This window comes from Arthrobacter jiangjiafuii (assembly GCF_018622995.1).
In the GTDB taxonomy this organism is placed as follows: domain Bacteria; phylum Actinomycetota; class Actinomycetes; order Actinomycetales; family Micrococcaceae; genus Arthrobacter_B; species Arthrobacter_B jiangjiafuii.
This window is the reverse complement of sequence record NZ_CP076022.1, coordinates 1,484,787-1,507,670: the sequence shown is the minus strand read 5'-3', so window position 1 is coordinate 1,507,670 and position 22,884 is coordinate 1,484,787. Positions and strand designations below refer to the sequence as shown.

The 22,884-nt window shown below is 66.1% G+C and carries 21 protein-coding genes; 5 read left to right on the top strand and 16 right to left on the bottom strand.

Annotation, left to right across the window (positions count from 1 at the left end; genetic code table 11):
• Positions 1–120: 120 nt before the first annotated feature.
• Together KKR91_RS07015 and KKR91_RS07010 are read right to left on the bottom strand one after the other, a co-directional pair.
• Complete coding sequence (locus KKR91_RS07015) at positions 121–564, bottom strand: GNAT family N-acetyltransferase (protein ID WP_337925354.1); 444 nt, start codon at positions 562–564, stop codon at positions 121–123.
• A gap of 51 nt (positions 565–615) precedes the next feature.
• Positions 616–1,269 (bottom strand): hypothetical protein, encoded by a 654-nt coding sequence (locus KKR91_RS07010; RefSeq protein ID WP_210230982.1) that lies wholly within the window; start codon positions 1,267–1,269, stop codon positions 616–618.
• Between KKR91_RS07010 and KKR91_RS07005 the strand changes: the two genes are divergently transcribed.
• Positions 1,268–1,480 carry a hypothetical protein gene (locus KKR91_RS07005; protein ID WP_210230981.1) on the top strand — a complete coding sequence of 71 codons (213 nt, stop codon included), beginning with the start codon at positions 1,268–1,270 and terminating at the stop codon, positions 1,478–1,480. The genes KKR91_RS07010 and KKR91_RS07005 overlap by 2 nt on opposite strands.
• A 3-nt stretch (positions 1,481–1,483) precedes the next feature.
• Here the strand turns inward: KKR91_RS07005 and KKR91_RS07000 are convergent, their stop codons facing one another.
• The 7 genes from KKR91_RS07000 to KKR91_RS06970 form a co-directional block, all read right to left on the bottom strand.
• The gene (locus KKR91_RS07000; protein ID WP_210230980.1) at positions 1,484–2,047 is read right to left on the bottom strand and encodes a dihydrofolate reductase family protein; all 564 of its coding nucleotides are present in this window, start codon (positions 2,045–2,047) and stop codon (positions 1,484–1,486) included.
• Between the two features lie 136 nt (positions 2,048–2,183).
• Positions 2,184–2,768, bottom strand: a complete 585-nt coding sequence (locus KKR91_RS06995) for a hypothetical protein (RefSeq protein ID WP_210230979.1) — start codon at positions 2,766–2,768, stop codon at positions 2,184–2,186.
• Between the two features lie 165 nt (positions 2,769–2,933).
• Positions 2,934–3,362, bottom strand: a complete 429-nt coding sequence (locus tag KKR91_RS06990) for a VOC family protein (protein WP_237687526.1) — start codon at positions 3,360–3,362, stop codon at positions 2,934–2,936.
• 121 nt (positions 3,363–3,483) lie between these two features.
• A complete protein-coding gene (locus tag KKR91_RS06985; RefSeq protein ID WP_210230978.1) occupies positions 3,484–4,056 on the bottom strand; it encodes a TetR-like C-terminal domain-containing protein in 573 nt (190 codons plus the stop codon).
• Positions 4,049–4,885 (bottom strand): alpha/beta fold hydrolase, encoded by an 837-nt coding sequence (locus KKR91_RS06980; protein WP_210230977.1) that lies wholly within the window; start codon positions 4,883–4,885, stop codon positions 4,049–4,051. The genes KKR91_RS06985 and KKR91_RS06980 overlap by 8 nt, the downstream gene beginning before the upstream one ends.
• Positions 4,886–5,032: 147 nt before the next feature.
• Positions 5,033–6,073, bottom strand: a complete 1,041-nt coding sequence (locus KKR91_RS06975) for a hemolysin family protein (RefSeq protein ID WP_210230976.1) — start codon at positions 6,071–6,073, stop codon at positions 5,033–5,035.
• Positions 6,070–7,419 (bottom strand): hemolysin family protein, encoded by a 1,350-nt coding sequence (locus KKR91_RS06970; protein WP_210230975.1) that lies wholly within the window; start codon positions 7,417–7,419, stop codon positions 6,070–6,072. Before KKR91_RS06970 ends, KKR91_RS06975 begins: the two co-directional genes overlap by 4 nt.
• A gap of 295 nt (positions 7,420–7,714) precedes the next feature.
• On the opposite strand from KKR91_RS06970, the gene KKR91_RS06965 reads away from it, so the two are divergent.
• Entirely contained in the window at positions 7,715–8,962 is a 1,248-nt protein-coding gene (locus tag KKR91_RS06965) for a thiolase family protein (RefSeq protein WP_237687525.1), read from the top strand.
• Complete coding sequence (locus KKR91_RS06960; protein ID WP_210230973.1) at positions 8,962–11,103, top strand: 3-hydroxyacyl-CoA dehydrogenase NAD-binding domain-containing protein; 2,142 nt, start codon at positions 8,962–8,964, stop codon at positions 11,101–11,103. Before KKR91_RS06965 ends, KKR91_RS06960 begins: the two co-directional genes overlap by 1 nt.
• Before the next feature lie 99 nt (positions 11,104–11,202).
• On the opposite strand, the gene KKR91_RS06955 is transcribed toward KKR91_RS06960, so the two are convergent.
• The 7 genes from KKR91_RS06955 to KKR91_RS06925 all read right to left on the bottom strand — a co-directional run bounded on the left by KKR91_RS06955 (position 11,203) and on the right by KKR91_RS06925 (position 21,392).
• Complete coding sequence (locus tag KKR91_RS06955; RefSeq protein ID WP_475558211.1) at positions 11,203–11,949, bottom strand: class II glutamine amidotransferase; 747 nt, start codon at positions 11,947–11,949, stop codon at positions 11,203–11,205.
• 511 nt (positions 11,950–12,460) lie between these two features.
• Positions 12,461–13,438, bottom strand: a complete 978-nt coding sequence (locus tag KKR91_RS06950) for an aldo/keto reductase (RefSeq protein WP_210230971.1) — start codon at positions 13,436–13,438, stop codon at positions 12,461–12,463.
• A gap of 56 nt (positions 13,439–13,494) precedes the next feature.
• Positions 13,495–13,812, bottom strand: coding sequence for a primase-like DNA-binding domain-containing protein (locus KKR91_RS06945; protein ID WP_210230970.1), 318 nt, complete (start codon positions 13,810–13,812; stop codon positions 13,495–13,497).
• Positions 13,813–13,893: 81 nt separating this feature from the next.
• The gene (locus KKR91_RS06940; protein WP_210230969.1) at positions 13,894–14,742 is read right to left on the bottom strand and encodes an SDR family oxidoreductase; all 849 of its coding nucleotides are present in this window, start codon (positions 14,740–14,742) and stop codon (positions 13,894–13,896) included.
• 48 nt (positions 14,743–14,790) lie between these two features.
• Positions 14,791–16,764, bottom strand: a complete 1,974-nt coding sequence (dxs, locus tag KKR91_RS06935; protein WP_210230968.1) for a 1-deoxy-D-xylulose-5-phosphate synthase — start codon at positions 16,762–16,764, stop codon at positions 14,791–14,793.
• Positions 16,765–16,937: 173 nt separating this feature from the next.
• Positions 16,938–19,763: an aconitate hydratase gene (locus tag KKR91_RS06930; RefSeq protein ID WP_210230967.1), complete on the bottom strand. Its 2,826-nt coding sequence runs from the start codon at positions 19,761–19,763 to the stop codon at positions 16,938–16,940.
• 318 nt (positions 19,764–20,081) lie between these two features.
• A complete protein-coding gene (locus tag KKR91_RS06925; protein ID WP_210230966.1) occupies positions 20,082–21,392 on the bottom strand; it encodes a class I SAM-dependent RNA methyltransferase in 1,311 nt (436 codons plus the stop codon).
• Positions 21,393–21,529: 137 nt separating this feature from the next.
• Here KKR91_RS06925 and KKR91_RS06920 point away from each other — a divergent pair, with 137 nt between their 5' ends.
• A complete protein-coding gene (locus tag KKR91_RS06920; protein ID WP_210230965.1) occupies positions 21,530–22,204 on the top strand; it encodes a potassium channel family protein in 675 nt (224 codons plus the stop codon).
• Positions 22,201–22,875: a potassium channel family protein gene (locus tag KKR91_RS06915; RefSeq protein ID WP_210230964.1), complete on the top strand. Its 675-nt coding sequence runs from the start codon at positions 22,201–22,203 to the stop codon at positions 22,873–22,875. The genes KKR91_RS06920 and KKR91_RS06915 overlap by 4 nt, the downstream gene beginning before the upstream one ends.
• The last annotated feature ends 9 nt before the right edge of the window (positions 22,876–22,884 follow it).

Here is a 22,884-nt window from a genome sequence, read left to right as displayed (position 1 = left end):
CCTTTTAGCTTAACGAAACCGTGCACAGGCACCTAAATGGTAAGCATGCTTACGCCTAGAGCGTGACGGGCCGTTTGGCCTGCAGTGGAGCTACGGCTAGCAGATTGGGGCGTGGTCGGACTACAGGCCGTCGCCTGTGAGGGCCATCCCGATGGAATCCGGGGCGGTTTCCCGGAATCCATGCCGCTCGTAGAGCCTCCGCCCGGGAACATCCGCCAGCAGGTTCACATAGGCATTCTCCGGGGCTTGTTCCCGGATGGCCGCCAGGAGGGAGCCCAACACCGCGTCACCCAAGCCCCGCCGCTGGTGGGCCGGCAGGACAGCCATATCCACCACGTGGAAATACCAACCACCGTCACCGATGACCCTTCCCATCGCAACCGTCTCGCCGGTTGCCACATGCCGGATGTGGACAGCCTTCCAGCTGCCGGCCAATGCCGGAACTGCCTGATCCAACCGCCGGGGTGTCAGCCCAGCGGCCGCGCGCAGGTGCACGTAGTCAGCGGCCGCGGGCGCGCGCTCCACCAGAAGGTATTCGTTTGAGATTTTGATGCTCCTGATCACCGGCTGAGTCTTTCACACTGCGGGGACCACGGCGGCGGTGGGAGTACCCGCCTAGAGCGTGACGCCGTCGGGCAGTTCCGGGGCGTCGAACTTCTGCCGCTCACACTCGGTGCGCAGCGGAGGATAGGTCTCGGCAATGAGGTCCAGGATCCGGTTGCGGACCACCAGGTACGCCTCCCCCACGCCCACCACGCCCTTGAACTCCTTCAGCTCCTCCTCGTAGGAGGTCTGCTTGTGCCGCAGGTAGTTCACCGTGAGCCGGTCCAGCCGGGCGGTCGAGGTTTTCCGGCTGGCCGGTGACTGGCTGCGGCGCAGCCTGCTGTTGAAGTGCTCAATTGCCTTGTCCTGCATCTGCTGCCACGGTTCGGGCTCGATCCGCAACTCCAGGGCCTCGGCGGCGGCCACCGCTTCCTTCTTCTTGGCCAGGGCCCTCCCCCGGGCGGCCAGCTGCCGGGTCCGGGATGCCTCCCGCGCCTTCTGGTACTCCGGCGTTGCTTCGATGGCCTCCACCCGGTCCAGGGCATAGAGCTTCATCGGCGCCGCCTTGCGGGAAAACGGATTCCGGGCCGTCTGGTCCGGTTCCGGCAGGAAGGTCTTGATCTGCGTTTCGGTCCAGCCGCGGTCCTTTTTCAGGTCATTGGCAATCAGCATCCCTTCGCTGTTGGCCGGTTTCGGCCGCGGCGGATGGTGTTTACCTCGGGACATGACTGACTCCACGGTTTCTGGCAGGCGGCGGGGGAACCCATCCATTCTAGGCGCCGAGGGCACCCCGGCTGCCGGGGTGCTCACGGCACTGGGCGTCATCGCCTGGCTGGGCGCCGTGTGCTGGCAGGCACTGCTGTGGTGCGCGGTGCTGACCGGATTGGGCATGGTGGTCTCACTGCAGAAGTATGAGGCCAGCCAGGTCCGCTCCTGAACCCTAGGGTCGGTCCACCTCATAGCTGACCTGCACCATCCCGTTGTCGAAGCGCCGTTCCCGGACGAGCCGGAACCCCAGTTTCAGCCCGTCCGGGAACACTTTTGTGCCCGCTCCCACGGTGACAGGGCAGATCAGCAGTTCGACGACGTCGACCGCCCCCAGCAGCAGCGCGGTCCCGGCCAGCGTCGGCCCCTCGATGGTGAGGTCTCCGGAGGCTTCGGCCTTTGCCCGTTCAAGCGTATTCAGGGTGAAGGAAGGCTCCAGCCGGGTCCGCTCGGTCCAGACATCCTCAAGGGTGGAGGAGAAGACCACCTTGTCGGCGCCTTTCCAGACCTCCGCGAAATTCGCTGATTCCGGCGAGCCCTCCGCGGCGGTCGGGTCGGTTTCCCACACGGCCATGGTTTCGTACATCCGCCGGCCGTACAGATAGGTGCTCACGGATGCCAGGTCCGCGGTCAGTGCCGCCACAACGGTGTCGTCCGGAAAGGCCCAGGAGAAGTCCCTCTCGGCATCGGTGTTGTAGCCGTCCAGGCTGGAGAACACGGAGTAGATGACTTTTCCCATGCGCCCAGCCAACCCGCGGCGGCGCGGCGGCACAAGCACCGCTGGCATTTTGCAGCTGAGGAACCATGGCTTCCGGCAGATGGACGGGATAACCCGTTGCTGATCGGGTCAGCTCCGGCGCTGACGGATCCATGGCCTATCCGGCGGCCTTGGTTTCATCCTCCACCGGTTTCCCGGTAGGCCGGGCGTAGTACGCCCACGGGAACCAGAGAGTTCCGATTTTCTGCCAGCCCGCCTTCTCCAGGCCCCGCCTACCGGAACCAAAAGCCGGAACCCGCAGATGCTCCCACTGCTCGGACGAGCGGACCAGATCGTGGAAGTACGCGCCATAGCCCACCGAATGCCACCCCTGGCGTCCGGCCTCGGCCAGGGCCTCCATCTCATCAAAGGCCGTCACCGGTGTCAGCCTGCGCCGCTGCAATGTGTCACCGGTGCCCTCTTCTGCCGGCACGCGGCCAAATCGCTGCTGTGCCGCCTGCCGGCTCATGCCGAGCCGCTGCCCGATGCGTTCCCAGCTGGCACCGGCAAGACGCGCCGAGGTGACGGAGGATTGCAGCAGCTGCTCCATTTCCCGTGCCCCGCGGTTGGTCAGGGCGATGAGTTCCAGGTGGGATTCGACGTCGTGTTCCAAGCGCTCGGCCAGCGTGGGGTCCAGTCCGGCGATCATCTCAGCGAGTGCGGCCCTGACTTTTTCGTCCGACGGCTGTGGTGCATCAGTCATGAGTGGAAACCAATCGCTGGGAAGAGCGGCGTTCTGACTGGGATGGGAATGCCGTAGTGCCCGTGGGCACCGAAGTGATATGGGTCATTCGTCAATGATTCATTGACATGAGCCAACTGTCAACTGCTAGTTGACGGCTCAGGGGGGCGGGGTGCCGCTGAGGGCCTAGGAGGCCGGGGAGAGGAACTCCAGCCGGTTCCCGTTGTTGTCCCGCAGATAAAACCGGCGCATGCCCGGAAAGGCGTCATCCCATTCCGGCACCAGCCCATGCCCGCCAACATGGACGGCGAGCGCGTCCAGATCGGCAACGAGGATGCCCGGATGGGACTTCTTCGCCGCACGAAAGTCCTCTTCGACGCCGAGGTGGATTTCCAGCTTGTCCGCCCGCAGCCAAAGGCCGCCGCGGGCCGCGAGCACCGGCGGCTTCTGCACCTCCGTGAAGCCGAGAATGCCGACATAGAAGCGGCGGCAGTCATCTTCCGTGCCCGCTGGAATCGACAGCTGGACGTGATGGATGCCCAGGCCAAAAGGTGTAGGCGCCTCGGCTGTGTAGTCGGCGCCCTGCTCGGCACCCTGATACATCTGCTTTTCCATGCGTTCCCCCTGCCGCAACGACCGCTGCGATTTCCTGCTGCTTGGCCTTCAAACTACACGCACCCGGCGCCGGCCCGGCCTGGGGACACGGCCGCCGGGTTCATGGACGTTCCGGTGGCGGTCAGGCTGCCGGCCTCCAGCTGTTCAGGGCGGCGATGATGCTGTCGACCAGCCGTTCATAGCTGGTATCGATGTCGACGGGCATCTGGAATCCGCCGGCGGTTTCCAGCGCGAGGAACCCGTGAAAGGAGCTGCGGAGAAAACGGATGGCATGCGCGACGTCGTCTCCGGTCAGTTCATAGCCGGAGAGCACCCCTTGGGTCACGTTGAAAATGGCTGCAGATGCCGAGGCGTCATCCGCATCACCGGCCACGGGCGGGAGCTGGGTGGCAGGGTATTGGCCAGGGTGGGCAAGTGCCCATTGCCGGTAAGCGTTGGCAACCGCACGGACGGCCGCGTCACCGGATCGGCCGACAGCGGCCTGCACCAAAACGCCGGCCAGATCCCGTTTGCTGTGGAGCATGATGCTGCGCCGCAGGCCGGCCAGCCCGTCGGTGTGTTTGTAGAGCGACGGCGGACGGACGCCCAATCGCTCGGCAAGGACAGCCAGGCTGAAGTCGGCCGGCCCCACTTCATCCAGCAACTGTGCACCGGCCGCCACAACCGCCGAGGCGCTGAGCGCTGCCCTAGGCACGGTAGACCGCACTGGCCAGGAACTGCACCACGGCGTCGCCTACTATTGCGGGGTCCTGGGACTGCGGATAGTGGCCGGTGTCCGGGACCATCACCACCGAGCCGTCCAGGGCTGCGGCAACCCACTGCGCCTCCGACGCCGGATCCTTAAAGTCGGGGTCCTTCTCCCCCATGATCACCAGGGTGGGGGCGCTCACCCGCGCAAGGGCCGCCTCCGCGGGGGCGTGGGTGGTGCGGGTGGTCAGGCTAAAGGACTTCCCGTATCCGGGGCGGCGGATGGCAGCCACCACTTCCCTGCGGTAGTCGCTGAAGTCCGCAGGCTGCCGGCCGGCATAGAGCATTGGAAGGTACATTCCCCAGACGCGGGCCGCCCAGGGCTTCGCCATCAGCATGCGGAAAGCCAGCCCGACGGCGGCACTCTGGTTGGGCGGGTTCCGCACGAAGGGTCCAATCAGGACCAGTCCGGCCACCAGGTCGGGCCGGTCGGCGGCGGCTATGACGGCTGCTCCGGCAGCCATGGAGTTCCCTGCCACCACGGCCGGCTCCCCCAGATGCTCCAGGAGTGCCGAAATGTCGCCGGCGGTGTCGGCGTCGCCATAGGAGGTGAACGAAGCACTGCTCTCGCCGTGGCCGCGCAGGTCGCAGGTCACGACAGTGAAACCGGCCTTGACGAGCCGGGGACCAAGGAAGCGGTAGCTGGCCCGCAGTTCCCCCATTCCGGGGACGAGGAGGACCATGGGGCCGGACCCTGTGCGGTCATAGGCGATCCGGCCTTCGTTGAGCTGGAGGAACTGGGTGACTGGGCGGGGTGCATCTGGTGAAGTGGTCATATAGCTACTCTAGTTAGCCAAATGGCTAATAGCAATAGCCACTCGTGTGCAATAAGGCTGGCGTGCTCATTAAACGTCGACGCCGGCCACCCCAAGGGAGCGGCCGGCGTCGACGGCTGGGTTGGACCAGCCAGGACGGCAGGACCGCTACACGGTGGTGGCGTCCTGCACTTCGCCGACCAGTTCCTCGATGATGTCCTCCAGGAACAGCACGCCGGTGGTGTTGCCGTCGGCGTCGAACACCCGGGCCACGTGGGCGCCGGTGCGGCGCATGGTGGCCAGGGCGTCCTCGAGCTCGCTGCCACGGAAGGCCGAGGCCAGGCGGCGGATCCGCTTGGTGGGCACGGAGGCGTTGAACTTCTCCGGCTCCGTCAGGTCCATGACGTCCTTGAGGTGCAGGTAGCCGCTGGGGACGCCGTCGTCATCGGTCAGGATGTACCGGGAGTAGCCGTGGCGGCCCACGGCCTGCTGGATGTCGGCCGGAGTGGCAGACTCGGGCAGCAGCACCATTCCGGAGATCGGAACCTCGACGTCGGCGACTGTCTTGGAGGTGAACTCGAAGGCGGCGCTCAGGGTGCCGCTGGCGTCGGCCAGCACGCCCTCACGGGTGGACTGCTCCACGATGTTGGCCACTTCATCCATGGTGTAGGCGCTGGTGGCCTCATCCTTGGGCTCCACCTTGAACAGCCGCAGGACACTGTTGGCAATGCCGTTCAGCGACCAGATCACCGGCTTGAAAATCCGGGCCACCATCACCAGCGGCGGCGCCAGCAGCAGGGCGGCACGGGTGGGCACTGAGAAGGAGATGTTCTTGGGAACCATTTCCCCGATCACCACGTGCAGGAAGGTCACCAGCAGCAGGGCCACCACGAAGGCGACAATGCCGATGGCCTCGGCGGAGAGTGAGGTCAGGCCCAGCGGGATTTCCAGCAGGTGGTGGATGGCCGGCTCGGAGACGTTCAGGATCACCAGCGAGCAGACCGTGATGCCCAGCTGGCTGGTGGCCAGCATCAAAGTGGCGTGCTCCATCGCCCAGAGCGTGGTCTTCGCGGCCTTGGAGCCGGCTTCGGCCTTGGGCTCGATCTGTGACCGGCGGGCTGAAATGACGGCGAACTCGGCGCCCACGAAGAAGGCGTTGACGACCAGCAGGACTACGAGCCAGATGATGCCGGGAAGATATTCACTCATGCCAGGTCCTTCGTGAGCTCGTCAATGATTTGGTCGTGGGCACTGGGCAGCGCACCCTCTGTGGGGGTGTAGCGCAACCGTTCGACATGCGTGCCGACCACGCGTTCCACGCGAAGGGTTCCGTTGGTGAGTGCCACTTCGTCGCCGAGTTCCGGAATGCGGTCCAGCTGGTCGGTGACGAAACCGGCGAGCGTGTCGTACTCCTCGCCGTCGGGCACCGACACGCCGGTGCGCTCGCGCAGCTCATCCGGGCGCAGCGAGGCATCGAAGGTCAGCGACCGGCCGCTGCGGACCACGCCCACGCGGGCCCGGTCGTGCTCATCCTCCAGCTCGCCGACGATTTCCTCCACCAGGTCCTCCAGCGTCACGATGCCGGCGGTACCGCCGTGCTCATCGGCAACGATGGCTACCTGCAGGCCCTGCTGACGCAGCAGCCCCAACAGCGAATCAACACCCATGGACTCCGGGACGCGCAGTGGCTCCACCATGAGCTCGGTGGCACTGACCGCGGCACGCTCCGCGAGGGGAACGGCGAAGGCCTGCTTGACGTGCAGCACGCCCAGGATGTCGTCGGAGTCCCGGCCCAGGACCGGGAAGCGCGAGTAGCCGGTGGTGATCGCCAGGTCGATGACCTGTTCGGCGCTGGCGCCGGCTGCGACCGAGCACATCCGGACGCGGGGCGTCATGACGTCGTCGGCCGTGTGGTCCGAGAACCGCAGGGTGCGGCTGAGCAGCTGCGCGTGATCTTGGTCCAGCACTCCTTCCAGTGCGGAGCGCCGGACCAGCGAGCTGAGTTCCTCGGCGCTGCGCGCACCGGAGAGTTCTTCCTTGGGCTCGATGCCGAAGGAGCGGATGATCGCGTTGGCGGTGTTGTTGAACAGCACGATGACAGGCTTGAACACCGTGGTGAACAGGGTCTGGAAGGGGATGACCAGCTTGGCCGTGGCCAGCGGCAGTGCCAGGGCAAAGTTCTTCGGCACCAGTTCGCCAATGATCATCGAGAATACGGTGGCCAGGAAAATACCGATGACGGCGCCGGCGCCGCCCACGAAGGCCTCCGGAAGACCGAGGGCAAGCATCGGTTCACGCAGCAGGGAACTGATGGCCGGTTCAAACGTGTAACCCGTCAACAGCGTGGTGAGCGTAATGCCCAGCTGCGCGCTGGAGAGGTGCGTCGAGGTGATCTTGAGGGCCTTGATGGTGGGGCCCAGGCGCTTTTCCCCCTGGGCCTGCCGCGCCTCGAGGTCATTGCGGTCCAGATTGACCAGCGAAAACTCGGAGGCAACAAAAAGCCCGGTGCCGACCGTGAGCAGAAGCCCAACACCGAGCATGATCAATTCATACATTCGGGCGCCCCTCTCTGGTTGCAACCGGAGATCCGGTCAGAGCGTGGAGGGGCAAGGGTTTATGTGAGGGAGGGTCATCCATAGTCCGACAATAATACGAGCGCGTCCTTGGAGGATCCTGAAAACGGTCCGTTCGCTCTCAGGTGAGGGGCAACTCCGATAGGGTCCATGTCAGTCGTGCGCTCCCGCACCGCGCCCGACGCCGATGCGCACCAACGCTTGCAGCCTAAGTTACCGGCGAGTAACATCGGTGGCCGGACAGTGTTCCGTTTCATATCTCAAAGAGGAGTTGTACGTGAGCCCACAAAGCCGAGCACGGCAGATCAGGGACGTAGTTTTCGTTGACGGAGTCCGCACTCCGTTCGGCAAGGCGGGCGAGAAAGGCATGTACGCCGGCATGCGTGCCGATGACCTGGTGGTCAAGTGCATCCGCGAGCTGATGCGCCGCAACCCCTCCCTCCCCGCGGAACGCATTGATGAAGTGGCCATTGCCGCCACCACGCAGACCGGCGACCAGGGCCTGACCATCGGCCGCACCGCCGCGCTGCTGGCCGGCCTGCCGCAGTCCGTGCCCGGGTTCGCAATCGACCGCATGTGCGCCGGCGCGCTGACCGCCGTCACCACCACCGCCTCAGGCATCGGCTTCGGCGCGTACGACGTCGTCATTGCCGGCGGCGTGGAGCACATGGGCAACCACCCGATGGGCAAGGACGCCGACCCGAACCCGCGCTTCGTCACAGAACGCATTGTGGACCCGGCCGCCCTGAACATGGGCAACACCGCCGAGAACCTGCACGACCGCTTCCCGGAAATCACCAAGGAACGCACCGACGCGTACGCCGCGGCCAGCCAGGAACGGCTCGCCAAGGCCTACGCCAACAACCAGATCCAGCCGGACCTGGTCCCCGTTGCCTCCAAGAAGCCCGGCAAGGGCTGGACCCTGAACTCGGTCGATGAAGGTCCCCGCCCCGGGACCACAGTCGAGGACCTCGCCGAACTGCGCACCCCGTTCCGCGCCCACGGCCGCGTCACCGCCGGCAACGCGTCGGGCCTGAACGACGGCGCCACCACGGCTCTGCTCGCCTCCGCCGACGCCGCCGAGGAACTGGGCCTGCCCGTCAAGATGCGCCTGGTCAGCTACGCCTTCGCCGGCGTCGAGCCCGAGGTCATGGGTTACGGACCGGTTCCCGCCACGGAAAAGGCCCTGAAGCAGGCCGGCCTGTCCATCGAGGACATCGGCCTGTTTGAAATCAACGAGGCCTTCGCCGTGCAGGTGCTCTCCTTCCTGGACTTCTACGGGATCGCCGATGACGACCCCCGGGTGAACCGCTACGGCGGCGCGATCGCCGTCGGGCACCCGCTGGCCTCCTCGGGCGTGCGCCTGATGAACCAGCTCGCCCGCCAGTTCGAGGAAGACCCGACCGTGCGTTACGGCATGACCACCATGTGCATCGGCCTGGGCATGGGCGGCACCATCATCTGGGAAAACCCGAACCACCCCGACTACAACACCGACACCGAGTCCACGGAGGCCACAAAGTAATGACTGCAAGCGATTACCAGCGGCTGGCCGGCCTCTTCCCCACCGAGGTCGTTACGCACTCCTACGTCTCGGACATCGCCCTGCCCGGCGGCGCCGGCACCTTTGCGCTGATCACCCTGGACAACGACGTCGACCACACCCGCCCCACCACGCTGGGCCCGAACACCCTGCTGGAACTGGGCGCAGCGCTTGATGCCCTGCAGGCGCGGGCCGCGGCCGGCGAGATTGTCGGCGTCGGCGTCACCGGCAAGCCGCACTACCTGGTGGCCGGCGCCGACCTGTCCGCCACGCAGAAGCTCGCCTCCTACGAGGACGGGCTGGCCATGGCCCGCCTGGGCCACGAGGTGTACGGCAAGCTGCACACCCTGGGCGTACCCAGCTTCGCGTTCATCAACGGCGTGGCCCTGGGCGGCGGGCTCGAAGTAGCCCTCCAGTCCGACTACCGCACCGTTTCCACCGGCGCCGGAGCCCTGGCCCTGCCCGAAGCCTTCATCGGCCTGGTGCCGGGCTGGGGCGGCGTCTACCTGCTGCCGCGCCTGATCGGCCCCGAAAACGCCGTCAAGGTCATGATCGAGAACCCGCTGAGCAACAACCGCACCCTCTCCGGTCCGGCAGCGTTCAAGCTGGGCATTGCCGACGCGATGTTCGAACCGGCCGACTTCGTGGAGCAGTCCCTCGCCTGGGCCGCCCGTGTCATCACCGGTGAGGAAACCGTGTCCCGGCCTCACTCCGCAGACCCGGCCACCGCCCCTGAAGCCTGGGACGCCGCCGTCGCCCGCGGCCGCGCCGTCGTCGAGGCCCGCACCTCCAACGCTGCTCCCGCCCCCGCCAAGGTGCTGGACCTGCTGGAGGCCGGCAAGAACTGGACCGCCGAGCAGTCCCGCGACGCCGAGTGCGAAGCGCTGGCGGAACTGATGCAGACCCCGCAGTTCCACTCCACCGTCTACGCGTTCCTGGACCTGGTGCAGAAGCGCGGCAAGCGTCCGGCCGGCGCTCCGGACAAGAAGCTGGCCCGTCCGGTATCCAAGGTGGGTGTGGTCGGTGCCGGCCTGATGGCCAGCCAGCTCGCGCTGCTGTTCGCCCGCCAGCTCAAGGTCCCGGTCGTTATGACGGACATCGACCAGGCCCGCGTGGACAAGGGCGTGGGCTACGTGCACGCCGAGGTGGACAAACTGCTCGCCAAGAAGCGCATCTCCCCCGACGCCGCCAACCGCACCAAGGCACTGGTCTCGGGCTCTGTCTCCAAGGAAGCGTTCTCGGATGCAGACTTCGTGATCGAGGCCGTCTTCGAGGAACTCTCCGTCAAGAAGCAGGTGTTCGCAGAGGTGGAGGCCGTAGTCTCCCCCGAGTGCATCCTTGCCACCAACACTTCGTCACTGTCCGTGACGGAGATGGCCGCTGACCTGGCGCACCCGGAGCGCGTGGTGGGCTTCCACTTCTTCAACCCGGTGGCCGTCATGCCGCTGCTGGAAATCGTGCGCGCCCCCAAGACCGACGACGCCGTGCTGGCCACTGCGTTTGTGCTGGCCAAGGCGCTGAAGAAGACCGCAGTGCTGGTCAAGGATGACGCCGCGTTTGTGGTCAACCGCATCCTGGGCCGCATGTTCGGCGAGATCACCGCCGTCTTCGACGAGGGCACCGACGCCGCGACGGCGGACAACGCGCTGCGCCCCATGGGCCTGCCGATGTCCCCGTTCACCCTGCTGGCCCTGGTGGGTCTGCCGGTGGGCCAGCATGTGCAGGAATCCCTGCATGCTGCCTTCGGCGAGCGGTTCTGGCTGTCGAAGAACTCTCAGAAGATCATCGACGCCGGCATCAAGTCGCTCTGGCAGAAGGACGAGGACGGAAAGCCGTACATTCCGGCCGAAACCCTGGCCATGCTGGACTTCGGCAACACGCCGTCCACCTCAGAGGAAGTCCTGCGGCGCACGCAGGATGCCCTCGCCGAGGAAATCGGCCTGATGCTGGGCGAAGGCGTTGTGGCAGGTCCCGAGGACATCGACCTGTGCATGATCCTCGGCGCCGGATGGCCGATGCACCTGGGCGGCATCACGCCGTACCTGGACCGCGTCGGTGCGTCCGAACGCGTGAACGGCAAGAAGTTCCATGCGGAGAAGGAGCCGGCTGCGGCCGCTTCCTAGTCTGTTGGAAGGAGGGCTCCCGCCGGTTTCGGTGGGAGCCCTCCTTATGTCCTTCGCCGCCTACTCCGGTCCGTCCGGCGCTTTCGGTTTAACCAGGGCTCAGACCGCCGCAGCGACCGGAGCCGAGGGCGTAAACGGATACAGGTCCTTTTCGCCTCCGTGGACGACGAGGCATGTGCCGTCCGGAACCTCCTGCCACGCGCCCTGAAGATCCCCGAGCGGTTCGGAGACGACCAACCGAGTGTCGTCCGAGCGTCCGTGGAGCAGCGGGTGGTCCGGGTACTGGGCTTGGAGAGTCGTGATGTCGCTGCTGACGAAGAGTGATCGGGAGCTGCCCTCGCTGGAGTAGCGAAAGGCCCAGGTCGTGTCGCCGTCGGTGGTTGCGACCGTCATCTGCACCGGATGTTCGATGCCGCGGCGCCGTCCGGCGTCCTCGATAAAGCCCACCGCCTCGGCCACCGCCGCGCGGGGGTCCCGCTCCAGCCCGAAAGTCAGCGCGAGGTAGAAGAACAGCTCGGAGTCCGTTGATCCTTCGATCTGCGGATAGAGGCTGGGCTCAACCGCCATGGCCAGATCACGCTTCACCTTCGGGAAGTCCGTGAGCGCCCCGTTGTGCATCCAGAGCCACTGGCCGTGGCGGAACGGGTGGCAGTTCGTTTCTTGGATGGCGGTGCCGGTTGTGGCGCGGATATGCGCGAAGACGCGGCCCGCGGACGCCTGCGCTGCCAGCTCGCGCAGGTTGCGGTCGTGCCAGGCAGGCATGGTGCTGTGGAAGAGCCCGGGAAGCGGTTCGGTGCCGTACCAGCCAAGACCGAACCCGTCCCCGTTGGTGGTCTCGGCTCCCATGCGCGCGTGTTTGCTTTGAATGACGAGGGAGTTGCTGGGTTTGTAGAGAAGGTCGTCCAAACGGACGGGGGAACCTGAATACGCTAGCCAACGACACATGTCGTCTCCTTCGGATCGGGCCGGATTTCCACACCGGCGGTCCGAGGGGGCGGGCTTACACGAATCGTCGCAACGCTCGGGCCACAACGCCAGTGGACCACAGGATGAGGGGAAGTTCCACCGGCACCAGCTACCTTTTCGTAACCCGTTCCTCATGCCACCGGCACCTGTTCTGCGGCCGCCGAGTGTCGGGGCGATGCTGGAATGGTGCGGCAAAAGCGGCATGTACCCGACACTCGACGGCTGGGAGGTCCCCGGGTAGGCGAGCGACCGCGGAGGCCGGAGGGTCCGGGTTAGGCGGCTTTAATAATCCCGGCGAGCTCTGCGAGACGGGATTTTCGTTGCCGCCGTTCCGGACCCTCCACCCGCCAAAGGTTCCGGACCCTCCACCCGCCCAGGTGACGGGAAGAACCTAGAACAAAGCAACCTTCGGCACCCGCGGGAAGATCCGGTCCAGCTCCTCCAGGTCCTTCCCGGACGGCTCCCAGGACGCAGCTTCGGCGTTCTGCTGCACCTGCTCCACAGTCGTGGCTCCGGCAATGACCGAGGAGACGGCAGGCTGGGCGGCAAGCCAGGAGAACGCCACCTGCACCTCGGTCAGCCCACGGTCCTTCGCGAAGGCACCGAATTCGGCCAGCTGGTCAAAGTCGGCCTTCTCCAGCAGGTTCTGCCGGGAGTGGGTCAGGCGGCTGCCCTCGGGAGCCTTGCCGGAGCTGTACTTGCCGGTGAGCAGGCCGTTGGCGAGCGGGAAGTACGGCAGCAGGCCCAGCCCGTACGCCTCGGCGGCGGGGACAACTTCGAGTTCGGCACGCCGGTCCAGCAGGTTGTAGTGGTTCTGCGCGGAAATGAACGGCGTGTAGCCGCCCATCCGTGCGGTGAATTCAGCTTCGGCGATCTGCCAGCCGGCGCGGTTGGAGTGGCCGATGTAGCGGACCTTGCCGCTGCGGACCAGATCGTCGAGCGCGGCGAGGGTTTCCTCGATCGGGGTCAGCGGATCCGGAGTATGGAACTGGTACAGGTCGATCCAGTCCGTGCCCAGCCGGCGCAGCGACGCCTCGGCGGCTTTGACGATGTACCGCCGGGAACCCCGCGCGTCGAAATCCCGCCCGTTGGCGCCCTGCATGTCCATGCCGAACTTGGTGGCCAGCACCACGTCGTCGCGCCGCGCACCCAGGGCCTTGCCGAGCCGTTCCTCGCTCAGGCCCGGCACCGCCCCGTAGGTGTCAGCCGTATCGAACAAAGTGATGCCGGCATCGATCGCTGCGTTCACGACGGCGTCGGTTCCGGCCTGGTCTTCGGTCCGGGTTCCGGAGCGGCCAAGGTTGTTGCAGCCCAGCCCGACGGTGGAAACGGTCAGGCCTGAGGTGCCGAGTCTGTTGTAAGAAGTCATGGTGCTTACGCTACCGAATCGCCGCCACGGATGTGGCCCGCGCCACCGTCCGGCGCTCAGCCGGTGAAGGGGAAGGGATTGCTGTTGGGTCCTGGGGGCTTGTCCGTTTCCAGGATGTACTGGACGGGAATCGGGCCGGTCGGCAGCACACCCTCGTAGACCCGTTCCGAGCGGCGCACAGTCTCCGGCAGGCCGGCGTCCCGGACGGCGCCGTAGAAGGTGTTGACCGAGGCCGGCTCCCGGCCGGCGTTCTCGCACCAGACGATATACATGCCGTACAGGTCGGCAGCGGGGACGGCTTCGGATTCATCCAGGCCGCCCAGCGTGCACTCGTCAAGGAACAGGCGGACGTGTTCGAGGCTTGGTTCGGGCATGTCTTGAGCCTAGACACTCCCCATCGGAAGGGGAACGCCTGCAACCGCAACCTGTCATCTAAGTTCTTACGGCTCGGGCAGTTACCTGTGCCTCAGGTAGTCTTCCAGGCCCACCGGCGGGATGCCGGTGATGCGTTCGACGTCGCCGCTGACCTCCGCCATCTGGCCGGCCGCAATGGCCGTGTAGGTACTCACCCAGGCATCGATCTGCCATTGGCCCACCCCGCTCAGGCTCCGCGATTCCCGGGCTTCTTCGAGTGTTTCATTCCGGTAGCTGACCTTGCTGCCGCCCACCCGGGTCAGGATGCCGGCGATCTCCTCGAAGCTCAGTGCCTGCGGGCCGGTAAGCGTATAGACGGCACCCGTGTGTTCCTGCGGCGCGGTCAGGATCCTCGCCGCACAGCGCGCGACGTCGGCCCGGGCCACCGCGGCCAGGCGCCCGTCCCCGGCGGGGCCGCGAAGCACACCGTCGCGCCCCACAAAGGTGGGCAGGACGTCCTGGTACAGGCAGTCCCGCAGGAAGGTAAACGCCAGCCCCCGGGAGCGGATGTATTCCTCGGTGTCCGCGTGGTCCCGGGCCAGGGTGAACACCGCGTCGGGCGCGGCACCCATGAACGAGGTGTAGACAATGTGCTGCACCCCGGCCTCCACCGCGGCGTCCACAAAGGTGCGCTGGTCCTGGCGGCGGTAGGTGCTCTCGGCGGCAGAGACCATGAACAGGGTCTTGACCCCCCGGAGCGCCCGGGCAGCATGCTCCCGGTCCGAGTAGGCCGCCGCATACACGGGGGTCCCGGGCAGTTCCGGAAGCCGGGCCGTGTGGCGGGCCAGGAGCCGTTGGTTGACGCCGGCTCCTACCAGCAGCCGGGCGACAGCACCCCCGAGGGCACCGGTGGCGCCGGTGACAGCCACGTCCGGTTGTTCCTGTGCCATGGCTCTTCCTCCTTGGGACTGCCGCCGCGCGGGCCGCGCGGAGCCGGCTTACTGGATTTTCGGGATCTGCCCGGTAGGCATGTCCTGCCCGGGCAGGGGCCGGGCAAACGGAACCTTCGTGCCCAGGACCTGGGCGACGACGTCGTTGGCCACCTGGCGGGCGGTCAGGCCCACCCGCTCCAGGACCTCGGCGCGTGTTCCGTGGTCCAGGAACTCCACCGGCAGGCCCACTTCATTGAGCGCTGTGTCCACGCCCGCGGCACGCATCTCCTGCCGGATCCTGGATCCCACACCGCCGGCGCGCACGCCGTCTTCGATGACGATCACGATCCGGTGTTCCGCGGCCATGCGGATGATGGAACCGGGCACGGGCAGGACCCAGCGCGGATCCACCACGGTGGAGCTGATGCCCTGGGCGCCGAGCCGGTTGGCCACCTGCAGCGCCATTTCGGCCATCGCGCCGACGCTGACAATCAGAACGTCGTTGGACTGCTCATCAACCGGGCGGCGGGCCAGGATATCCACGCCGTCCTTGGTCCGTTCCACGGCCTCAACGTCGGGTCCAACGGTTCCCTTGGAGAACCGGACCACGCTGGGCGCATCGGAAATGGCGACCGCCTCGCGCAGTTCCTCCTTCAACCGGGTGGCGTCCCGCGGCGCGGCCAGGTGCAGCCCGGGCACGATCTGGAGCATGGACATGTCCCACATGCCGTGGTGGCTGGCGCCGTCGGGTCCGGTAACGCCGGCACGGTCCAGGACGATGGTGACGCCGGCCTTATGCAGCGCCACGTCCATCAACAGCTGATCGAAGGCGCGGTTCAGGAAGGTGGCATAGAGCGCGACGACGGGGTGCAGCCCGCCGAACGCCATGCCGGCCGCGGAGGTCAGGGCATGCTGTTCGGCGATGCCGACGTCGAACACCCGCTCCGGATGCCGTTCCGCGAACCGGTGCAGGCCCACGGGGATGAGCATGGCTCCGGTGATGCCCACGATGTCTTCGCGTTCATCGGCAATGTCGGCAATTTCGGTGGCGAACACGGACGTCCAGGACTGCTTGCCGCCCGGTTCCACCGCCTTGCCGGTTTCCGGGTCGATGATGCCGACGGCGTGGAACTGGTCCGCCTCGTGGGCGCGGGCCGGCGCGTAGCCGCGGCCCTTTTCCGTCATGGCATGGACCAGCACCGGGCCGTTGTAGTTCCTGGCCTTGAGCAGGGCGCGCTCCACGGCTGCCATGTCATGGCCGTCAATGGGGCCGATGTATTTCATGCCGAGGTCTTCGAACAGGCCCTGCGGAGCCCACCAGTCCTTGATGCCGCGCTTGGCCGCGTGGAGGCTGTGATAGGTGAACCGGCCCACCGGTCCCCCGTTCTGCAGCCGCTGCTTCCACCAGCCGAGGGTGTTTTCATACACATGGTGGGTGCGTACGGCGTCCAGGGTGGGGCGCAGCGAGGCAAGGTAGTCGGCAAGGCCGCCGATCGTGGGGGCGTAGGAACGGCCGTTGTCGTTGACGACGATCACGACGCGGCGCCGCTGGTCTGCGGCAATGTTGTTCAGGGCTTCCCAGGCCATGCCGCCGGTCAAGGCGCCGTCGCCAACCATCACCACGGTGTAGCGGTCCCCTTCGCCGGTCAGCTGCCGGGCGCGGGAAATGCCGTCGGCCCAGGACAGGGAGGAGGAGGCGTGGGAGGATTCCACGATGTCGTGCACTGACTCGGCGCGGGAGGGATAGCCGGAGAGCCCGCCCTGCTGGCGGAGGGTGGAAAAGTCCTGGCGTCCGGTGAGCATCTTGTGGACGTAGGACTGGTGCCCGGTGTCAAAAACGATGCTGTCCCGCGGCGAATCGAAGACCCGGTGGATACCCATGGTCAGCTCCACCACCCCAAGGTTGGGGCCCAGGTGTCCGCCGGTCTGGGCGACATTGCTGATGAGGAAGGACCGGATCTCCGCTGCCAGCCGTTCCATCTGCTCGACGGACAACCTGTTCAGGTCCCGCGGATCACGGATGGTTTCCAGAAGTCCCAACGGGCGTCTCCCTTGCGTCTCGGGCAACGGCACTGCACACCGTCACAACCGTTTAACTCTAACGCTTGCGGACAGGCGCCCGGTTCCGCGACGGCAAAGAGCCCCGCCTTCCGAGGATGAAACTCAGCTGGCGGGGCTCTGGACCTTGCTCGGCAGCTGTGCTGCCGACGGGGTTACTTAGCGGTGATCTGGCGCAGGACGTACTGCAGGATGCCGCCGTTACGGTAGTAATCGGCTTCACCCGGGGTGTCGATGCGCAGAACGGCTTCGAAGGTGATGGCTTCACCGTTCTCCGGCGTCGCCGTGACCGTGACGGTCTTGGGCGTGGTGCCGTTGTTCAGTTCGGTCACACCGGAGACCGAGAAGGTCTCGGTACCGGTCAGGCCCAGGGACTCGGCGTTGACGCCGGCCGGGTACTGCAGGGGAAGGACGCCCATGCCGATGAGGTTGGAGCGGTGGATCCGCTCGTAGCTCTCGGCTACAACAGCCTTCACGCCCAGCAGCGCGGTGCCCTTGGCAGCCCAGTCACGCGAGGAACCGGAACCGTATTCCTTGCCCGCCAGGACAACCAGCGGAATGCCGGCGGCCTGGTAGTTGACGGAAGCATCGTAGACAGCTGCCTGCGGTGCATCAGCCTGGCTGAAGTCGCGGGTAAAGCCGCCTTCAACGCCGTCGAGCAGCTGGTTCTTGATGCGGATGTTCGCGAAGGTGCCGCGGATCATCACTTCGTGGTTGCCTCGGCGTGAGCCGTAGGAGTTGAAGTCCTTGCGCTCGACACCGTGCTCCAGCAGGTAGCGGCCTGCCGGGGTGTCGGACTTGAAGGAACCGGCCGGGGAGATGTGGTCGGTGGTGACGGAATCGCCGAGCTTCAGCAGGACGCGGGCGCCCTCGATGTCGGAGACGGGCTCCGGCTGGGCCTTCATGCCCTCGAAGTACGGGGGCTTCCGCACGTACGTGGACTCCATATCCCACTCGAAGGTTGCACCTTCGGGGGTGGGCAGGGACTTCCAGCGGTCGTCGCCTTCGAAGATGGTGTCGTAGCTGTTGCTGAACATCTCCTTGTTGATGGAGGCGTCGATGATCTCCTGGACCTCGACCGGGTTCGGCCAGATGTCCTTCAGGAAGATGTCGTTGCCGGCCTCGTCCTGGCCCAGCGGGTCAGCATCGAAGTCGAAGTCCATGGTGCCGGCCAGTGCGTAGGCGACTACCAGCGGCGGGGAGGCCAGGTAGTTCATCTTCACGTCCGGGTTGATGCGGCCTTCGAAGTTGCGGTTACCGGAGAGCACTGCGGTGACTGCCAGGTCGGCCTCGTTGATGGCCGTGGAGATTTCCTCTTCCAGGGGGCCGGAGTTACCGATGCAGGTGGCGCAGCCGTAGCCGACCACGAAGAAGCCGAGCTTCTCCAGGTACGGGATCAGGCCGGACTTCTCGTAGTAGTCGGTGACTACCTTGGAACCCGGAGCCACGGAGGTCTTGACCCACGGCTTGGAGGCGAGGCCCTTTTCCACGGCGTTGCGGGCCAGCACTGCTGCTGCCATCATCACCGACGGGTTGGACGTGTTGGTGCAGGAGGTGATCGAAGCGATCGACACGGCGCCGTGGTCCAGCTCGAAGCTGCGGCCGTCTGCCATGGTGACCGGAACGGAGTTCCTGGAGCGGTCCGCCGGGGCGTCCCGCTTGGAGACCAGGTCGTGTTCCTTGTCTTCGATCTGCGTGGCGTTGGCGTTGAACGACGGCGCATCCGAGGCCGGGAAGGTTTCTTCCAGAGCCTCGTCGACGGTGCCGCTCTCGGCTTCAACCGTCTCGTGGACGTAGTTCTTCAGATCCTTGCGGAACTGTTCCTTGGCGTTGGTCAGTTCCACGCGGTCCTGCGGGCGCTTCGGGCCGGCGATGGAGGAAACAACGGTGGACAGGTCCAGCTCGAGGTACTCGGAGTACTGGATCTCGATGGACGGGTCGTGCCAGAGGCCCTGTTCCTTGGCGTAGGCCTCGACGAGGTCCACGCTTTCGGTGGAGCGGCCGGTCAGGCGCAGGTATTCCAGCGTCACGTCGTCGATCGGGAAGATCGCCGCAGTGGAACCGAATTCCGGGCTCATGTTGCCGATGGTGGCGCGGTTGGCCAGGGGAACGGCTCCGACGCCTTCTCCGTAGAACTCCACGAACTTGCCGACAACACCGTGCTTGCGCAGCATTTCGGTGATGGTCAGCACGACGTCGGTGGCAGTGGCGCCCGCCGGGATCTCACCGGTGAGCTTGAAGCCGACAACGCGCGGGATAAGCATGGAGACGGGCTGGCCGAGCATGGCAGCCTCGGCTTCGATGCCGCCGACGCCCCAGCCGAGCACGCCCAGGCCGTTGACCATGGTGGTGTGGGAGTCGGTGCCGACGCAGGTGTCCGGGTAGGCGCGCAGGACGCCGTCGACCTCGCGGGTCATGACCGTGCGGGCCAGGTACTCAATGTTGACCTGGTGGACAATGCCCATGCCCGGGGGAACAACCTTGAAGTCGTCAAACGCCGTCTGGCCCCAGCGAAGGAACTGGTACCGCTCGCCGTTGCGCTGGTATTCGATTTCCATGTTGCGCTCGAGGGCGCCGGCATTGCCGAAGGCGTCGATCTGGACCGAGTGGTCAATGACCATTTCGGCCGGAGCCAGCGGATTGACCCGCTTGGGATCTCCACCGAGTTCTGCAACGGCTTCACGCATGGTTGCCAGGTCAACGATGCAGGGCACACCGGTGAAGTCCTGCATGATGACCCGAGCGGGGGTGAACTGGATTTCAGTGCTGGGCTCTGCGTTGGCATCCCACTGCGCCAGGGCGCGTACGTGGTCTGCGGTGATGTTGGCACCGTCTTCGGTGCGCAGCAGGTTCTCCAGCAGGACCTTAAGGCTGAACGGAAGGCTCTTTGCGCCTTCGACGGAATTCAACCGGAAAATTTCATATTCGTTTCCACCGACGTTTAGTACGCCCTTGGATCCGAAGCTGTCCACATTAGTCATAATAGGACTCCTCTCGCCACCGTATTATCTTTGTCCAGCGGTCCGCGGCGTGCCAGTTAGGACTCCCTAACCGGTGCCACGGGGGACGGCTGAGAAAATGGTGGACTATTTTCGCTGCCGGGAAATCCCCCTGCCGACCGAAAAGGCCTGCCCGCCAAAGCAGGCGAAGACTCCCCAAAAAACGGCGCGGATCTGCACAACTGCTCTTATACTATCCGTTACACGGCCCTGTGACCTTGAAGATACGCGCGGGGCGCCGGACTCCGGGCCCGACGCCCCTGGTGCAACACCTGCCGCGCCTGTTACGCGGCGGCCCGGTTAGGCCGGGGTCAGCACCGCGAAGGACTCCATGTGGTGCGTGTGCGGGTAGAGGTCAAAGACCCGCAGCGACTCAAGCTTCCAGCCCAGATCCTGGAAGTAGCCCAGGTCGCGGGCAAAGGAGGCCGGATCGCAGGAGACGTAGCCGACGGCGCGCGGCGCGGCGGCCACGATCTGGCCCACCACGTCCTTGCCGGCACCCACGCGCGGCGGATCCAGCAGGACGACGTCGAGCCGGCCTTCGTACGCGGCCAGCGCCTTGTCCACGCGTCCCTGCAGGATTTCGACCTGCGGGGCGGCAAACAGGTTCTTGCGGGCGTCACGGCTCGCAGCGGCGGAAGCCTCGACGGACAGCACGCGCCCGCTTTCCCCGGCAGCATCGGCCAGCGGTGCAGTGAACAGGCCGGCGCCGGCGTACAGGTCGGCGATCTGCTCCCCCGGCTGGATCTGCAGTCCGTCCAGTACCGCACCGATCAGGGTCTGCGGGGCGTTGCGGTGGATCTGCCAGAAGCCGGCACCGGTGACGCGGTAATCGTGGCCCAGTACGGTTTCCTGCACCCAGGTGCGGCCGCGCAGGCGGTTCAGGGTGGAGGTTTCGGGGTCCCAGGAGGCAATGGAGGTGCCGGTGGGAAGGGCGGATGCGATGCGCCCCAGCGACTTGGGATGGGCACCGGCTGCCGGAATCAGCAGGACCAGGGGCGCACCGGTTGTCGGTACGGCCACTTCAACGCGGGATACTCCGCTGAAGTCGACGTCCCAGAGCTGCAGGTTGTTGACGGCCTCCACGGCCAGCGGCATGCGCTGGACGGGGATGAGCTCGTCGGAGCGGTGGGCATGCATGGCCAGGCGGCCGCCCGGGGCCACGGAGAAGCTGGCCCGGGTCCGCCAGTGCAGGCCGTCGGCGCGTTCGTCCAGGGCCGGTTCGACCGTTACCTTCTGGTCCACCTTGGCCAGGCGCAGCAGCTGCTCGGCGAAGATGTCGGCCTTAAGGGCGCGCTGGGTCGCAAGGTCGATGTGGCCGAACTCGGCTCCGCCCACCGGCAGCCGGCCGCGGGAGGCGGCGCGCAGCGCATCTGCCTCGGGCCAGAAATGCTCGACCCGGCCCGGAGCCGCTTCCAGGACTTCGGTGACGTCGGCACGCCAGAAGCTGGCGCCGTCGGCCGCGTCTGTCAGGCGGGCACGGACGCGCTCTCCGGGGAGGGCATGACGGACAAAGACCACACGCCCTTCGTGGCGGGCCACAAAATGGCCGCCGTGGGCGGGGGCGCCGATGGTGAGTTCAATCTCGGATGTGGTGGTGTCGGTAGTCATAGTGCCGGATACTTCCTGAAGGAGCCTAAAAGACCATCACACCATGTGGCGGCGCCCGTGCATATTCGCGGTACGGCCCGGTCTATGCTGGCCGTTTGGGTTTTGTCGAAGTCAACCATCAGGAACCGAGGTAGCAGTTGGCGCATTACGTCATCATGGGGTGCGGGCGCGTAGGCGTGTCCCTTGCCCACACACTGGACAATGCCGGCCATACGGTGGCCGTGATCGACCAGGATGAAAGGGCGTTCCGGCGCCTGCGGCATACCTTTACCGGACGGAAAGTGACCGGCGTCGGCTTCGACCGCGGCACGCTCAAGGAGGCCGGCATCGAGGACGCCTATGCCTTCGCGGCCGTCTCCTCGGGTGATAATTCCAACATCCTGGCAACCCGGGTGGCGCGTGAGACTTTTCACGTTCCACATGTGGTGGCACGGATCTACGATCCGGGCCGCGCCGAGATCTACCAGCGCCTGGGCATTCCCACGGTGGCAGCTGTCCGCTGGAGCGCCGACCAGGTTCTGCGCCGGATCCTGCCGGAGCAGAGCATCAACGGCGATTTCCGTGAATCCTCCGGCCGGCTCATCCTGGGCGAACTGTCCCTGCATGAAGGCTGGCTCGGGACGACGCTGAGCGGGATCGAGCAGGCCGCGCGGGTGCGGATTGCCTACCTCACGCGGTTCGGCGAAGGAGTGCTCCCCCGCCCCGACACCAGCTACCAGCAGGGCGACGTCCTGCACGCCATGATGAACGTGGACCGCACCAGTGAAATCAGCCGCATCCTCGCGGTGCCGCCGGTCAAGGAGACGCAGTGAAAGTTGTAATTGCCGGCGCCGGGAGCGTTGGATCCTCAATTGCCAGGGAGCTGCTCTCCCATCACCACGATGTGCTGCTCATCGATGAGAAGCCCGAGGTGGTGGGGCGCAGCGGGCTGATCGGTGCCCGCTGGCTGATCGGCGACGCGTGCGAGCTGACCACGCTCAAGGACGCCATGCTGGACGAAGCCGATGTGATGGTGTCCGCGACCGGCGACGACAAGGTCAATCTGGTGGTCTCGCTGCTGGCCAAAAGCGAGTTCGGCGTGGCCCGGACCGTGGGACGGGTGAACAACCCGAAGAACGACTGGATGTTCGACGACTCCTGGGGTGTCGACGTCGCAGTCAACACGCCGCGCCTGATGACGGCGCTGGTGGAGGAAGCGGTGGAGGTGGGCGACCTGGTGCGGCTGCTGACGCTGCAGACCGGTGTGGCCTCGATGGTGGAGTTCACCGTTCCCGCCGATTCCCCGCTGAGCGGCAAGACCCTGGGTTCGATCGACTGGCCCGCGGACACGACGGTTACGGCCATCCTGCGCGACGACGCCCCGATCACGCCCAGCAACGACGACGTGATCGAGCCGGGCGACGAGCTGTTCTTCATCTGCACGATCAGCGCCGAGGACGACCTGCGTGCGGTGCTGCTTCCCGGGCTGCCGGCGAAGGATTAGAGCTCCCGC

Excerpts from the sequence above, each read along its gene's own strand:
- KKR91_RS07005 (WP_210230981.1), top strand. The coding sequence starts at position 1,268 with ATGACTGACTCCACGGTTTCTGGCAGGCGGCGGGGGAACCCATCCATT.
- KKR91_RS07010 (WP_210230982.1), bottom strand. The coding sequence starts at position 1,269 with ATGTCCCGAGGTAAACACCATCCGCCGCGGCCGAAACCGGCCAACAGC.
- KKR91_RS07000 (WP_210230980.1), bottom strand. The coding sequence starts at position 2,047 with ATGGGAAAAGTCATCTACTCCGTGTTCTCCAGCCTGGACGGCTACAAC.
- KKR91_RS06995 (WP_210230979.1), bottom strand. The coding sequence starts at position 2,768 with ATGACTGATGCACCACAGCCGTCGGACGAAAAAGTCAGGGCCGCACTC.
- KKR91_RS06990 (WP_237687526.1), bottom strand. The coding sequence starts at position 3,362 with ATGGAAAAGCAGATGTATCAGGGTGCCGAGCAGGGCGCCGACTACACA.
- KKR91_RS06980 (WP_210230977.1), bottom strand. The coding sequence starts at position 4,885 with ATGACCACTTCACCAGATGCACCCCGCCCAGTCACCCAGTTCCTCCAG.
- KKR91_RS06975 (WP_210230976.1), bottom strand. The coding sequence starts at position 6,073 with ATGAGTGAATATCTTCCCGGCATCATCTGGCTCGTAGTCCTGCTGGTC.
- KKR91_RS06970 (WP_210230975.1), bottom strand. The coding sequence starts at position 7,419 with ATGTATGAATTGATCATGCTCGGTGTTGGGCTTCTGCTCACGGTCGGC.
- KKR91_RS06960 (WP_210230973.1), top strand. The coding sequence starts at position 8,962 with ATGACTGCAAGCGATTACCAGCGGCTGGCCGGCCTCTTCCCCACCGAG.
- KKR91_RS06955 (WP_475558211.1), bottom strand. The coding sequence starts at position 11,949 with ATGGGAGCCGAGACCACCAACGGGGACGGGTTCGGTCTTGGCTGGTAC.
- KKR91_RS06950 (WP_210230971.1), bottom strand. The coding sequence starts at position 13,438 with ATGACTTCTTACAACAGACTCGGCACCTCAGGCCTGACCGTTTCCACC.
- KKR91_RS06945 (WP_210230970.1), bottom strand. The coding sequence starts at position 13,812 with ATGCCCGAACCAAGCCTCGAACACGTCCGCCTGTTCCTTGACGAGTGC.
- KKR91_RS06940 (WP_210230969.1), bottom strand. The coding sequence starts at position 14,742 with ATGGCACAGGAACAACCGGACGTGGCTGTCACCGGCGCCACCGGTGCC.
- KKR91_RS06930 (WP_210230967.1), bottom strand. The coding sequence starts at position 19,763 with ATGACTAATGTGGACAGCTTCGGATCCAAGGGCGTACTAAACGTCGGT.
- KKR91_RS06925 (WP_210230966.1), bottom strand. The coding sequence starts at position 21,392 with ATGACTACCGACACCACCACATCCGAGATTGAACTCACCATCGGCGCC.